13 protein-coding genes are annotated in these 12,602 nt (G+C 69.3%); 8 read left to right on the top strand and 5 right to left on the bottom strand.

Translation table 11 applies throughout. The annotated features are described in order from the left end of the window. Nucleotides 1–67: 67 nt before the first annotated feature. Nucleotides 68–1,003, top strand: a complete 936-nt coding sequence (locus HWX22_RS09980; RefSeq protein WP_059700346.1) for a universal stress protein — start codon at nucleotides 68–70, stop codon at nucleotides 1,001–1,003. A gap of 485 nt (nucleotides 1,004–1,488) precedes the next feature. Here the strand turns inward: HWX22_RS09980 and HWX22_RS09975 are convergent, their stop codons facing one another. Then, on the bottom strand, nucleotides 1,489–1,899 hold the full coding sequence (locus HWX22_RS09975) for a hypothetical protein (protein WP_175906989.1): 411 nt from the start codon (nucleotides 1,897–1,899) through the stop codon (nucleotides 1,489–1,491). A gap of 555 nt (nucleotides 1,900–2,454) precedes the next feature. Between HWX22_RS09975 and HWX22_RS09970 the strand changes: the two genes are divergently transcribed. Next, the gene (locus tag HWX22_RS09970; RefSeq protein WP_059819058.1) at nucleotides 2,455–2,709 is read left to right on the top strand and encodes a DUF3562 domain-containing protein; all 255 of its coding nucleotides are present in this window, start codon (nucleotides 2,455–2,457) and stop codon (nucleotides 2,707–2,709) included. Between the two features lie 218 nt (nucleotides 2,710–2,927). Further along, nucleotides 2,928–4,727, top strand: a complete 1,800-nt coding sequence (locus HWX22_RS09965; RefSeq protein WP_175906987.1) for a methyl-accepting chemotaxis protein — start codon at nucleotides 2,928–2,930, stop codon at nucleotides 4,725–4,727. 54 nt (nucleotides 4,728–4,781) lie between these two features. Here HWX22_RS09965 and HWX22_RS09960 read toward each other — a convergent pair whose 3' ends face one another. Further along, nucleotides 4,782–5,819: a sigma-54 dependent transcriptional regulator gene (locus HWX22_RS09960; protein WP_175906986.1), complete on the bottom strand. Its 1,038-nt coding sequence runs from the start codon at nucleotides 5,817–5,819 to the stop codon at nucleotides 4,782–4,784. 330 nt (nucleotides 5,820–6,149) lie between these two features. On the opposite strand from HWX22_RS09960, the gene HWX22_RS09955 reads away from it, so the two are divergent. Together HWX22_RS09955 and HWX22_RS09950 are read left to right on the top strand one after the other, a co-directional pair. After that, on the top strand, nucleotides 6,150–8,117 hold the full coding sequence (locus tag HWX22_RS09955; RefSeq protein WP_175915545.1) for an ATP-binding protein: 1,968 nt from the start codon (nucleotides 6,150–6,152) through the stop codon (nucleotides 8,115–8,117). A 37-nt stretch (nucleotides 8,118–8,154) separates the two neighbouring features. Then, nucleotides 8,155–8,847 carry a DUF4142 domain-containing protein gene (locus tag HWX22_RS09950; protein ID WP_175915544.1) on the top strand — a complete coding sequence of 231 codons (693 nt, stop codon included), beginning with the start codon at nucleotides 8,155–8,157 and terminating at the stop codon, nucleotides 8,845–8,847. Between the two features lie 7 nt (nucleotides 8,848–8,854). Here HWX22_RS09950 and HWX22_RS09945 read toward each other — a convergent pair whose 3' ends face one another. The 3 genes from HWX22_RS09945 to HWX22_RS09935 all read right to left on the bottom strand — a co-directional run bounded on the left by HWX22_RS09945 (nucleotide 8,855) and on the right by HWX22_RS09935 (nucleotide 10,442). After that, on the bottom strand, nucleotides 8,855–9,355 hold the full coding sequence (locus tag HWX22_RS09945) for a PRC-barrel domain-containing protein (protein ID WP_175915543.1): 501 nt from the start codon (nucleotides 9,353–9,355) through the stop codon (nucleotides 8,855–8,857). 66 nt (nucleotides 9,356–9,421) lie between these two features. Continuing rightward, nucleotides 9,422–9,853, bottom strand: coding sequence for a CBS domain-containing protein (locus HWX22_RS09940; protein ID WP_059525418.1), 432 nt, complete (start codon nucleotides 9,851–9,853; stop codon nucleotides 9,422–9,424). A gap of 340 nt (nucleotides 9,854–10,193) precedes the next feature. After that, nucleotides 10,194–10,442 carry a hypothetical protein gene (locus HWX22_RS09935; RefSeq protein WP_175906983.1) on the bottom strand — a complete coding sequence of 83 codons (249 nt, stop codon included), beginning with the start codon at nucleotides 10,440–10,442 and terminating at the stop codon, nucleotides 10,194–10,196. A 141-nt stretch (nucleotides 10,443–10,583) separates the two neighbouring features. On the opposite strand from HWX22_RS09935, the gene HWX22_RS09930 reads away from it, so the two are divergent. The 3 genes from HWX22_RS09930 (at nucleotide 10,584) to HWX22_RS09920 (ending at nucleotide 12,580) form a co-directional block, all read left to right on the top strand. Continuing rightward, nucleotides 10,584–10,883, top strand: coding sequence for a hypothetical protein (locus HWX22_RS09930; protein ID WP_059525422.1), 300 nt, complete (start codon nucleotides 10,584–10,586; stop codon nucleotides 10,881–10,883). Between the two features lie 300 nt (nucleotides 10,884–11,183). Beyond that, nucleotides 11,184–11,495: a hypothetical protein gene (locus HWX22_RS09925; RefSeq protein WP_044843100.1), complete on the top strand. Its 312-nt coding sequence runs from the start codon at nucleotides 11,184–11,186 to the stop codon at nucleotides 11,493–11,495. A 206-nt stretch (nucleotides 11,496–11,701) separates the two neighbouring features. Beyond that, nucleotides 11,702–12,580 (top strand): MipA/OmpV family protein, encoded by an 879-nt coding sequence (locus tag HWX22_RS09920; RefSeq protein WP_175915542.1) that lies wholly within the window; start codon nucleotides 11,702–11,704, stop codon nucleotides 12,578–12,580. Nucleotides 12,581–12,602 lie beyond the last annotated feature (22 nt).

The raw sequence follows: 12,602 nt of genomic DNA, 5'->3' as shown, positions 1-12,602 counted from the left end.
CGCGCCGCTGCCCGCGCGAAGCTCCGGTCGTCGTCCGCGACGACGCGTCCGCCAGGAGATCTTCGCCATGCCATCCAGCCCGACCATCCCGCCGCTCGCCCGAATTTCGCTGGCCGTCGACCTGACGCCGGAGTCGCTGGCCGCCGCGCGCTACATGCGCACGCTGCTGCGTCCCGGCATGCAGGTGCGCATCGTCTGCGCGATCGACAATCCGCGTCTCGTGCTGCCCGACATTCCGCGCGTCGACGCGCTGCTGACCTCGGCGCGCGAGGAGATGACGCGCGAGGCGCAGGCGACGCTCGAGCGCATCGCGGCGCTGTTCGCCGGGAGCGGCGCGGAGATCGAGCAGGTGATCATCGATACGTCGGTCACGGGCGGCACGGTGGCCGATGCACTCGCGAACGACACGTCGGCATCGCGCGCCGACGTGCTCGTGGTCGGCGCCAATCCGCACCATGGACTGCTGCGGCTCGTCGAGGGCGCGGTGTCCGACACGCTGGCCTCGCGCGCACGCTGCGCGCTGCTGATCGTACCCGCCGACTACACGCGGCCTTCGGAGGGACCGCTGCAGCGCCTGATGTTCGCCGTGGACGGCAGCGAGCCGTCGCTGCATGCGGTGCGCGTCGGGCTCGGCTTCGCGGCGCCGACGACGCTGCTGTATGCAGCCTATGTCGTCGATCGGGCGGTTCGTCTGACGGATCTCGTGCCGGTGCGCGCGCTCGAGGATGCGTATCGCGCGGAGGGCGAGGATGCACTGGCGCGCGTCGGCCCGCTGTTCCATGCAATGGGGAATCCGACCAAGCGCGGCATCGTCGAAACCCGTCCGACCAGCGACGACGTCGCCCATGCATTGATGCGCGACGCGGTGCACTGGCATGCGGAACTGCTGGTGGTCGGCACGCATGGCCGGCGCGGCATCGCGGCCTGGCTGATCGGCAGCGTGGCGCGCCGGATCGCACATCTCGCGCAGGTGCCGGTGCTGCTCGTGCGCGGCGCGGAGTGAACGTCGCGACGCGATGGTGGCGAAGCGGCCTTTCATTGACCTGCATCAGAATCGCCGTGCACCTCGCATGAGATAGTGACAGAACGTCCGTCGTCCTGTTTTGGGGCGCGACGATTCGATACGTCGGGTCCAGAACCGCGCGAACGGGCGCATATCCGACGCGGTTGCGCCCGCTTCAACCGATTTCCGGCGCCGTGCCACGCAGCGCGTGGCGCATCGCCGATCACGAACTCTCTGGCGCGAGGGTAGGCAGCCGACGGCTGCCTTGGAATGACGGACGGGGTGATTTTCACCCCGTCCGCTTCCTGGCCCCGTGCAGACTACTTTCCTCGCAGGTACTTTTTGGTCGATATCGCCGTGCGGAACGGCGTGTGGCGGCACGCGATGTGCCGTCGCGCGGTCGGCGCGCGGCGGTCGCCGCCGATTGAGGTGACAGCCTTCGCAACCATCGCGCGGCCTCGTGCCGCGTCGGCTGCGTTCGGCTTTTACGCGAGGCGAGGCGCTCGCAGGTCGTGCCGACTGCGGCCGCCGCGGCATCCGCGTGCGCGCCGACGCGCGCCATTCAGCCGTCCTCGTCCGCCCGGCGTGCGATTGCGCAGCCGTGGCCAGCCGGGGCGCGCCTTGCGGCGCGGCCTGACGACGACCGGTGCGTCGGCACGGGCCCGCGCGCAAAGGGCGGCGGCGAAGCGCTGCAGCGCGAGCACCGATCCCATGACGCTCTGGTATTTCTCGCGGCCGATCTGCCCGTCGAGCGTGACGAGCAAGCCCGATTCGCGCGCGAGCGCGAGTAACGCGTCGAGATCGTCGGGCGGGCGGATTGCGACCGGCACGGCAGGCGCGGACAGCATGCGCGTGCGCCGCTGTCCGTCCCGCGCCGGGAAGTTGCGATGGGCCATGATGGTCTCCTGCGCCCGACCCCGCGTGCCGGCTCGATGGCCGGCTGAGCGATGACCGGGTATGAACGCTTTGTTCATGACGTCAGTATCCGCCGCGCAGGCCGCGCTGCCAATCGGCGCGCGCTGAAGTCGCTGTCAGACATTGCGTGCGAGGTATCGGAATCCGCTGACAAGAACGGACGGCACGCGATGTGCGGCGCCCCGATCCGGTGCATTCGAACAGACGAATCGCCGCCGGCGAGCGTCGCTTGACGCAGGATTTCGGCCGGTCTAAGTTTCTGAGTGCATCGCCGTCGCGCGACGGTCGTCTTCCGCGCAATCGGCGACGCCGCGCCTCGGGGGGCGTGGGCAATCCTTCCAGTCGTTCGCGGGCCACGCGCGCCGCGAATCCTGCGCGCGAGCCGATCCAGCGACGGATCGGCGCGGCGGCACGCAACGTGCCGTTGATCGCGCGCAAACACGCTTCGGCGCATCGCACGCCGAGCGGCTATCCAGTCTCTAATCTTCCGGTAAGTCATCTTTGCCTTTCGTTCCTCGACCGCCAGGAGCCCGTCGATGTCACAGGACAATCTGCTTGATGCTTTGAAGGCCGTCGCCGAAGCGCGCGCGATCGGCGCCGACCAGTTGCGCACGATGCTCGACGACGAAGTGCGTGCGTTGTCGTCCGATGCGCGCGTGCACGACTACATTCACGTGTTCGCGATCCGCCACTTGCGCGAACGCATGCGCAGACAGGACGACCTCGAGCGCGACACGCCAGCCAGTACGCCGAACCGGGAGCCGGACACGAATACCAGTCGCCGTCTGTGAAGGGGGGCCGGCCGCGGCCGGCGCCACCACCGCCGACGCGCCATGCCGCATAGGCAACCGCCGCGCGCAAGCTTGCGGACAACGCCCCTGTGGCCGTCGGCGTTTTTCGTCATACGTTTCATCGAATCGACACAACGGCCTCAAGTAAGCGGCGCGAATGCCGTTTACCCGGTGAATCCGTCCACCGGGCGTTCGCGCTCCCTTACCGAGTCGTTGCCATGTTCTCGTCCATCCGCACCCGCATTCTTGCAGCGTGCGTCGCCATCGTCGTATTCGCGCTCGTCGCCACCACGCTGATCAATTACTTCATCGCGCATGCGTACAACGACGATGCGATCGACCGCAACCTGAAATCCGTCGCCAGCGGCCATGTGGTCGGCATCGGCGACTGGGTTGCGACCCGGAGCCGGATGATCGCATCGCTGCAGGACGCCGCGCTGTCGCCCGATCCGCTGCCTGTGTTCAAGCAGATGGCCGCGGCCGGCGGCTTCACGAACGTCTACGCGGGCTATGCGGACAAGGTGTTTCGTTTCTCCGACCCGACCGGCATCCCGCCCGACTACGACCCGACCGGCCGCCCGTGGTACAAGCAGGCCGCACAGGCCGGCAAGCCGGTCGTCACGCCGCCGTACGTCGATGCCGGCACCGGCAACCTGGTCGTCACGTTCGCGGTGCCGATCCTGCGCGACGGCGCGCTGAAGGGCGTCGTCGCGGCCGACGTCGCGATGGACAGCGTGATCGCGAACGTGAAGTCGATCCGCCCGACGCTCGCGAGCTTCGGGATGTTGATCGACAGCAGCGGCCACGTCGTCGCGCATCCGGATGCGAAGCTCACGCTGAAGCCGGTCGCCGACGTGTCGCCCGACCTCGGCGCTGTGAGCGCCGCGTCGCTGGCCGCGGCCGTCGCGCCGGTCGAGGTGCAGGTGGGCGGCGACGCGAAGCTCGTGCGCGCGCAGGCCGTGCCCGGTACCGACTGGTACGCGCTGGTCCTGCTCGACAAATCGGAAGCGACGGCAGGGATGCGCTCGCTGCTGACCGCGTCGCTGATCACGCTGGTGGTGATCGTCGGCGTCGCGTCGCTGATCGTCGGCGCGATCACGGCAACCGCGTTCCGCCGGCTGTCGCAGGTGCGTCAGGCGATGGCGTCGATCGGCTCGGGCACCGGCGACCTGACGCAGCGCCTGCCGGCCGACGGCCGCGACGAGGTGGCCGACATCGCGCGCTCGTTCAACAGCTTCGTCGACAAGCTGAACGACGTGATGCGGCAGATTCGCGATGCGAGCGAATCGGTGCGCACGGCCGCGAACGAAATCGCCGCGGGCAACCAGGACCTGTCGTCGCGGACCGAATCGGCGGCGGCGAGCCTCGAGCAAACGGCCGCATCGATGGAAGAGATCACCGCGACGGTCGGCCAGTCGGCCGCCGCCGCCGGCCAGGCCGACGAACGGGCGGCCGCGGCGTCGCGGATCGCGTCGCACGGCGGCGTGGTCGTATCGGATGTCGTGTCGACGATGGGGAAGATCGAGGAGGCGTCGGGCCGGATCGGCGACATCATCGGCGTGATCGACGGGATCGCGTTCCAGACCAACATCCTCGCGCTGAACGCGGCCGTGGAAGCCGCGCGTGCCGGCGAGCAAGGGCGTGGTTTCGCGGTCGTCGCGCAGGAAGTGCGCAGTCTCGCGCAACGCAGCGCGCAGGCCGCGCGCGAGGTGAAGGTGCTGGTCGAGTCGACGGTGGCGAGCGTGTCGGCCGGGTCGGGGCAGGTGCGCCAGGCCGGCGACACGATGCGCGAAATCGTGTCGAACGTCGCCAACGTGACGACGATCATCTCCGAGATCACGCACGCGGCGAACGAGCAGACGCGCGGCATCCAGGAAGTGAACCGCGCGGTCACGCAGCTCGACGAAATGGTGCAGCAGAACGCGGCGCTCGTCGAACAGTCGACCGCGGCCGCGACCGCGCTGCAAACGCAGGCGAACGCGCTCGCGACGACGGTCGGGCAGTTCAAGGTCGCGTGACCTGCATCGGTTGATGCAGGTCGAGCGCGCCACGCGCGACGCCCTCGGCGATGCTCAGCCGTTGCCGCCGTCGCGCATCAGCGCCAGCCGGTTGTAGAGCGTTTTCAGGCTGATGCCGAGCGCTTTCGCCGCTTGCGGCTTGTTGCCGTCGAAGTGCTGCAGCGTCGCCGCGATGAAACGCTGCTGCGCGTGGTGCAGCGTCGCACCGAGCGGCAGCGCCATCGCATCGTCCGACGTATGGTCGGGCAACGTCGTCGGCTTCGGCAGCGCGACATCGATGCCGTCGTCCGCGAGGATGTACGCGCGCTCGATCGTGTTGTGCAATTCGCGCACGTTGCCGGGCCACGAATATGCGCGCAGCGCGGCGATCGCCGCGTCGGTCAGACGCTTGTGCGAGCGGTGCCGCACGTTGAGCACATCGACGAACTCGTGCGCGATCGCCTCGACGTCGCCGTTGCGCTGGCGCAGCGGCGGCACGTACAGCGCGAACGCGGCGAGACGGTAGAACAGATCCTCGCGCAGCCGGCCGTCGCGCACGGCTTCGGCGGGATTGTGGCGGGTCGCCGACACGATGCGCACGTCGAGCGGAATCGACTCGGTGCCGCCGACCCGCACGATCGTGTTCGATTCGAGCGCCCGCAGCAGCTTCACCTGCAGCGACGCGGGCATCTCCGCGATCTCGTCGAGCAGCAGCGTGCCGCCGAACGCGGCTTCGAAGAATCCCTCGCGTTGCGCGATCGCGCCGGTGAAGCTGCCTTTCTCGTGGCCGAACAATTGCGCTTCGGCGATGTCCGCCGGAATTGCGCCGCAGTTGACGGGGACGAACGGCCCGTTGCGTTGCGCGCTCAGGTCGTGCAGCCGCCGCGCGACGATATCCTTGCCGACCCCGCTTTCGCCGGCAATCATCACGCTGGCGCGGGTCGGAGCGATTTTCTCGATACGGCCGAGCAGCGTGCGCATCGCCGCGGAGCGGCCGGACAGCCGGCGCGCGTCGGCGCGTTGCTTCGGACGGTTTGCGGATTCGGCCATAGGCGTCAGCGGGCCATTTTGAAAATCGGCACCGCGCATCCCCTTCTTTGCAATATCTATCATCGACAGCGAAACCGCGCGGAAGGTGCCGCGATTTAGAAATTTCCAATGCCCGGTGCGATGACGGAAGAAATATGCGATCGCTGGGGCACGATGCCGCCGCCGGTGCTTTTTTACAGCCGACGAATGAGAAATTGAAAGATATCTGCCATCGCGTTCCCCCCAAGCACGGCAGGCCGCTGAGCGACGCGACGCGACGGCACGCACACCGGACTTTGCCGCGAAGTTGCCGGGCGCGATGCGGCGGGTACGCGCATTGCGGCGTTCATAGGCTCGCCCGGTCCGCTCGGCGGCATGCCTTCGAGCGACGGTCGCAGGCGATGCAGGGAAACGATGAGAACTTTTACCCGCGAGCTGTTTCGGCAAGGCGCATGGGTCGCGCTGGCCGTCGGGCTGGCGTCCGCGCTGCAGGCGTGGGCGATTCAAGTCGTCGGCATGCGCGAACCGGTTGCACCGCTGCCTTTGTACGTCGGTGTCGCGGCTGCGGCCTGGCTGACTTCGTTCGGCGGCGGTCTGGCGGCGACCGCCGCCAGCGCGGTCGTGATCGGCGCGTTGTGGTGGCGCGACATGCCGCTGCCCGCGCTGCTCATGCGGGCCGGCGTCTTCGCCGCGATCGGCTTCGTCGAGTGCATGCTCGTGCTGGCCGTCAAGCCGCTGCTCGCGAGCGACCGGCTGCGCGGGGCCGACGATGCCGACGGGGATGACGCGCGCACGCCGAGCCGCGAACCGGCGCCCGCGCCGCGTGCACTCGACGACATCCTGCTGCGCCGCGTGGTCGAAGCATCGCCCGACGCGATCGTCGGCGTCGATGCCGCACGGCGGATCACGAGCTGGAACCCGGCGGCGCGGCGCCTCTTCGGCATGGAGGTCGCGGCGGTGATCGGACACGACGTCACCACGCTGATCGCGCCGCGCTGGCTGCGGCTGCATCCCGTTCCCGCTTCGTTCGCGAACGCGCGCGCGCCCGCCGGCCCGCTCGACGTTCTGTGCGTGCGGCGCGACGGCGGCCGGTTTCGCGCGACTTTCGCGGCAGCGCCGATCGTCGACGCACAAGGAAACTGCACCGGCCTGTCGATGACGCTGCGCGAGGCGCACGAACGCCGCCGCGACGAGCGGCGCTATCTGCGCTCGCTGCGCGGCGCGCGCGACGCGCGCGTGCAGGCCGACGAATCGAACCGGTTGAAGGACGAACTGCTGGCCACCGTGTCGCATGAATTGCGCACGCCGCTCAATGTGATCTACGGCTGGGTCGAGGTGCTGCGCAACGCCGACGGCCAGAACTTCGCGCACCAGGCGATCGACGCGATCGATCGAAGCGCGCGGTCGCTGTCGCGGATGGTCGGCGACTTGCTCGACGCGTCGTCGCTCGCGACGGGCCGGATGCGGCTCGAACGCACGCCCGTCGATCTGGTGCGCGTCGTGAACGAGGCGGTGCGCGAGCTCGGCGCGACTGCGGAGGCGAACGGACTCGAACTGTCGACCGCGTGCGCGATGTCCAACTGCGTGATCTACGCGGACGGCGAGCGCATCCGTCAGGTGCTGTCGAACCTGCTGTCGAACGCGATCAAGTTCACGCCGCCGGGCGGCCACATCAAGGTGTCGCTGACCCGGGCCGGCGCGCGCGTGCGGCTGTCGGTCGCCGATTCGGGGCAGGGCATTTCCGCGGAACGCCTGCCGCATCTGTTCGATACGTTCAACCGGCCGGAAGGCGCGTCCGCGTCGCCGAAACGCGGCCTCGGGCTCGGCCTGTCGATCGTGCGCAACATCGCGCGGCTGCATGGCGGCGAGGTTGCGGCCACGAGCGAAGGCGCCGGGCGCGGCACGACCGTGACCGTCATGCTGCCGGTGGAATGGGGCGCGGACAATCTGACCGGCCAGCCGTTACGTCCGAGCGGCGCGTCGACGGCGGTCGCACTCGACGGCCAGCGCGTGCTGGTGGTCGACGACGACGCGACGTCGCGCGCGAGTCTCGCGGCGGCGCTCGAAACGCTGGGCGCCCACGTGTCGACCGCACAATCGGGGCGCGACGCGCTCGACGTGGTGGCGCGGCAGCGCCCGAGCGTCGTGCTGTCCGATCTCGCGATGCCGGACGGCGACGGCTTCTGGCTGCTCGACAACATCCGCCATTTGCAGAACGGCAGCGGGCGTCTGCCCGTCGTCGCGGTGACCGCACACGCGGGCACGGCGGACCGGAACCGCGTGATGGCCGCCGGCTTCGACGCGTATCTGTGCAAGCCGGTCGACATGCCGACGCTGGCCCGCGTGATCGTCGACGTGGCGGGCGCCGGACGGCACCGCTGACGCACGGCGGCCTCCGCAACACCCACCGGGAGGCACGATGAAGAGATCGAACAATATGCAGCGCGACGTCACCGGCAGCAAGCCGGCGCGCGCCGGGCGCATGCCGCTGACCGTGCGGATCCCGTTTTCCGGTAAGGCCTGCTTTCGGGTATCCAGCGTGCTCGCAGCGCTCTGCGCATCGGCATTCACGCCGGCGCATGCGCAGGCGCCGCCTGCATCGTCCGTTCATGTCGCGCCGGGCGTCGTCCGTCCCGGCGAGACCGCCGACGAGGCGGACATGACGCGGCGGCCGAACGGCATCGACGCGGAATTCGTCGACAAGGCGGGCATCGTCGGCAAGACGGAACTGCAGGCGAGCCAGCTCGCGCTCGATCGGTCGTCGAATCCGGACGTGAAGGCGTTCGCGCGCCGAATGATCGACGATCACGGTCGCGTCGCCGCGGAATTGCGCCGACTCGGCGCGCAAAAAGGCTTGCCCGTGCAGACGCGCATGCTGGTCGATCCGGCGCTGACGGCCCTTCGAACCATGAGTGGCGACGCATTCGACAAGGGGTACATCGCGCTGGCGGGACCGAACGCGCACGAGGCGGCGCTCAGGCTCTACGAAGCCGAAGCGCGCAACGGCCACGACCCGCAGCTTCGCGCGTTCGCGGCCGACACGCTGCCGACGCTGAAGGCGCATCTGGGCGCCGCGCGCGCGCTCGAGCGTTCGATCGCGGCCGCGCACTGATCCGCGATCAGTGCCGCCGCGTGTCGTTCTCGGGGCCGCCCGGCGAGGCCTCGTACGGCGGCGAGTCGAGCGCCGTTTCGCCTTCCTCAATCAGCCAGTAAGGCGACGCGCCGTAGTGCGCATGCAGCGCCTCGGCCCACGCGGGATCGGCCATCGTCGGCCAGCGGTCCTTCTCGAAGCCCGGTGCGTCGCGCACCCGCTCGGTCGGCACGGGCAGCACGAAGCAGCGGCGCTCGACGTCGAGCGTCAGCACGCTCCACGGCACCGCGAGCAGCTTGTCGCCGATCCCCGCAAATCCGCCTGACGATAGGACCGCGTACGCGATCCGGCCCGAGCGGATGTCGAGCATGATGTTCGTGACCTTGCCGATGTCGTCGCCGTCCATCGTCAGCACGCGATCGTTTTCCAGCGTGCCGGCGGCCATTACGTCCGGCCCGGGCCCGCCGGCCGAACGGCCGCGGTCGCCGACAATGCGCGCCTGCGTGCGCGACGGTCTGTCCGTTGTCATCGCTTTTCTCCTGGTCGAAGCGGCGCGGCGCACACGGCGCGCGGGCAGCGCGGTTGGGGTGGCCGCTCAGCGGCGGCGCGGCAGGGACACATCCTCGAGCGTATTCGCCAGCTCGTCGCGTGCCGGGCCGCCCGCGCGCGTCGCGATGTCGCCGAGCGACACCATCCCGACGATCTGGTGGTTGGCGTCGAGCACCGGCATCCGATGCAGCTGTATGTCGGCCATCCGCTGCTGCACGTCGCCGACGCCGTCATCCTCGACGCACCACTGCACCGGCGCCGATGCGACCACTTTCACGGGAGTGTCGGGCGGATGCCCGTGCGACAGCGCGCGTATCGCGAGGTCGCGGTCCGTCACGATCGCGACGAGCCCGCTGCCGTCGCACACCGGCAGCACGCCGATGTCGAAGCGCTGCATCAATTCGGCTGCATGGCGAATCGTGTCGGTGGGCGCGACGCACACTACGTCGCGCGACATGATTTCATTGACGCGATACATGAACGCCTCCTTCGTGAGGGAGACGATGCGGAAGCAGGACGCGTGCCGCGTTCAATCGACAGGCGCGGGACCTGCGCGGCCGTGCCACGGAGAAATTTGCCAGCCGGGTTGTACATCTTCCACGGCGGCAGCCGTGGCCGGGCCGCGTGCCGCGCTCAGTGGCCGACCCCCGTCATCACGACGATGGCGAGGACCAGCGCACTCTCGATCGCGGCCAGCGCTGCGACGCCCGCGGCGCCGCTGACTTCGTGCCATGCACGTTCAATGCGTTTCATCATTTCACTCCGGTTGTGCCGGCCCGTCGCCACGCTGCCGCGCATCGCGGGCCGGGGTGCCGCCGTCAGCCGTGATCGCGGGGCGGTGGCGGGGCGTCGGGCGCGCGACGGTCGCGTTCGCCGGACGGCTTGCCGGGGTCGATGCGGGTCGCGCCGCCGACGGCGGGCGGATCGCTGGCCGGGAATGTCTCCTCGAGCCCTTCGTCGATGCGTTTCTCCGTCTTGTCTTCGGACGGTTTGCGCGACGCGGCCAGAGAGAGCGGGCCGGCAGCCGGTGACACGGCGCTGCGGCTGTCGGGGGCGGATGCGGTCATGATCGAACCTCCTTACGGGTACGACGGCCGCAAGCGCCGTGCCTGCGCGGCAGGGGCGGCATGACGCTTGCAGTCGTCGAGGCGGCCGGACGGGCGCAGATGCGGGCGGCCCGCCGCCTGTGTGGACGAGAGGACATCGTGATGATTGAACCCAGGAAAAGGATACGTTACGACGCGAACGTGTGCGGCGGCGATTTCCGTGATGTGCGCGAACGGTTCGACACGTGGAAGCGTGAGTCGCGGATCCATCGGCCCGAGCGGCGAGTGTTCGACGGGAAGGACGAAGTCCGCGAGCTGAACCATACCGTCTACGCGGGGCCGGAAAGCGCGCAGCGGGCGCTGGTCGCGCGATGCGCGCCGTCCGATCCGTTCGCGCTCGCGGTGCGGCTCGCCGCCGAAGGGCGCACCTTGTGGCTGGTGATGGCGGCATACGACGCATGACGGCGTGCGCGGTTGCGCCGCCGGGCAGGCACACCGGTTGCGTGCGCTCGCCGCGCCAATCGACACGCGCGAGCCGCCGCGCAGGAGTGACATGAGCATGCGATCCATGCTGCACCGACCCGAGCCGACGCCCGACGTCGATCCCGACCCGGCGCTGCCCGAGCACGACGATCCGTTCGATCCGCCCGTGCCCCCGGGGCTGCCGCAAGGCGATCCGCCGTCGCAGCCGCCGCCGATGCGAATGCCGGGCGGGCGCAGCCAACCACGGCCGGCCGCGCGATCACTGAAAGGAGGACCATCATGGACATTCACGTGCAATCGCCCGACAAGCGCGCGATCGCCCAGGTTCTGGGCCGCTATTTCGAGTCGCGTTCGCTGCGCTATCACATCGAGGAGTTGCCGGGCGGCGTGCTGCATATCGGTTTTCGCGCGAGCGGGCGCCCGGTTGCCGTCACCGTGTCGTTCGACGACACGGCCTACGACACCTACACGCACTGGGACGCGAGCCAGAAGCAGCTCGCGCTCGGGCGTCTCGCCGACGGCTTCTCGCGCATGATGGCGAAGCGCAGTCCGGCCGCGCTGGCCGGCGACTATCACGTCGAGCGTTTCTGATTCCGCAATCCTGCGCCCGTTCGTACCGGAAACCGGCAAAGTGCCCGTGCTCAACGGGCGCTTTGCGGCTACGCGCGCGTCGCGTAGGATGTTCACTATTCAGCGCACGCTACGTTCGCGCCGTCGGCTGCCTGCCGCTGCAGCCGATCGGGATGCGACGCGCTTTCCCTCAGGTTCGTTTCATGCAACCGACGGAGACCGCCTTGATGACCGTTGCCCGCCCGTTGTTGTCGCCCGGCGCTCGCCGGTTCGTGTCCGGCCTGTCGGCCTTCGCCGCGCTCGCAGCGGCGGGTGCGCGCGACGCGTCGGGGCAGACGCCTTCGCCGCTCGGCGAATGGCAATACTCGGCGGGCGTTCCGCTGCAGAAACTGTTCAGTCCGACGGTCCCGACGTGGCAGGTCAGCGTCGGCGCGGCGATGACGCTCCAGCCGCGCTACGCGGGTTCCGACCGCTACCGCGTGATGGGCGGCCCGAATGTCGACGTGCGCTATCGCGACCTGTTCTTCCTGTCCACGGGCGAGGGGCTCGGCGCGAACGTGCTGCGCGGGCCCAACTGGCGAGTGAGCCTGTCGGTCGGCTATGACCTCGGGCGCCGCTCGGCCGACGACCTCGACCACCTGAACGGGCTCGACAACATCAACGCGGCGCCGGTGATGAAGCTCGCGGCCGATTACGTGATCTCGAAGGAATTTCCGCTCGTGCTGCGCGCGGATGTCCGGCGCAGCATCGGCGGCTCGAACGGCTGGGTCGGCGATTTCTCCGCGTACATGCCGATGCCGGGCAGCAACGAACACTTCTTCTGGTTCGCCGGGCCGACGGTGTCGTTCGCCGATTCGCGCTACATGAACAGCTGGTTCGGCGTGAATGCGGGGGCGTCCGCCCGTTCGGGGCTGCCGACCTATTCGTCGGGCGCGGGGATGAAGTCGTTCGGCGCGGGCGTGACGATGGTCTGGTTCATCGACAAGCACTGGTTCGTGACGATGGACGGCGCGATCGAACAGCTCGTCGGCCGCGCGCGGCGCAGCCCGGTCACGCAGCAGTCGACGAATGGCGTGTTCGACATGTCGGTGAATTACCAGTTCTGATCCGGACCGGCGGGGGCAGCCG

Origin of the sequence: Burkholderia sp. BCC1638, assembly GCF_902833195.1 — a bacterium.
In the GTDB taxonomy this organism is placed as follows: Bacteria; Pseudomonadota; Gammaproteobacteria; order Burkholderiales; family Burkholderiaceae; genus Burkholderia; species Burkholderia diffusa.
The sequence above is the reverse complement of the archived record's forward strand: the minus strand, read 5'-3'. Positions and strand labels throughout refer to the sequence as shown.

Coding starts and splice junctions, on each gene's coding strand:
- HWX22_RS09960 (WP_175906986.1), bottom strand. CDS start 5,819: ATGATAGATATTGCAAAGAAGGGGATGCGCGGTGCCGATTTTCAAAAT.
- HWX22_RS09965 (WP_175906987.1), top strand. CDS start 2,928: ATGTTCTCGTCCATCCGCACCCGCATTCTTGCAGCGTGCGTCGCCATC.
- HWX22_RS09920 (WP_175915542.1), top strand. CDS start 11,702: ATGACCGTTGCCCGCCCGTTGTTGTCGCCCGGCGCTCGCCGGTTCGTG.
- HWX22_RS09930 (WP_059525422.1), top strand. CDS start 10,584: ATGATTGAACCCAGGAAAAGGATACGTTACGACGCGAACGTGTGCGGC.
- HWX22_RS09935 (WP_175906983.1), bottom strand. CDS start 10,442: ATGACCGCATCCGCCCCCGACAGCCGCAGCGCCGTGTCACCGGCTGCC.
- HWX22_RS09975 (WP_175906989.1), bottom strand. CDS start 1,899: ATGGCCCATCGCAACTTCCCGGCGCGGGACGGACAGCGGCGCACGCGC.
- HWX22_RS09970 (WP_059819058.1), top strand. CDS start 2,455: ATGTCACAGGACAATCTGCTTGATGCTTTGAAGGCCGTCGCCGAAGCG.
- HWX22_RS09940 (WP_059525418.1), bottom strand. CDS start 9,853: ATGTATCGCGTCAATGAAATCATGTCGCGCGACGTAGTGTGCGTCGCG.
- HWX22_RS09980 (WP_059700346.1), top strand. CDS start 68: ATGCCATCCAGCCCGACCATCCCGCCGCTCGCCCGAATTTCGCTGGCC.
- HWX22_RS09945 (WP_175915543.1), bottom strand. CDS start 9,355: ATGACAACGGACAGACCGTCGCGCACGCAGGCGCGCATTGTCGGCGAC.
- HWX22_RS09950 (WP_175915544.1), top strand. CDS start 8,155: ATGAAGAGATCGAACAATATGCAGCGCGACGTCACCGGCAGCAAGCCG.
- HWX22_RS09925 (WP_044843100.1), top strand. CDS start 11,184: ATGGACATTCACGTGCAATCGCCCGACAAGCGCGCGATCGCCCAGGTT.
- HWX22_RS09955 (WP_175915545.1), top strand. CDS start 6,150: ATGAGAACTTTTACCCGCGAGCTGTTTCGGCAAGGCGCATGGGTCGCG.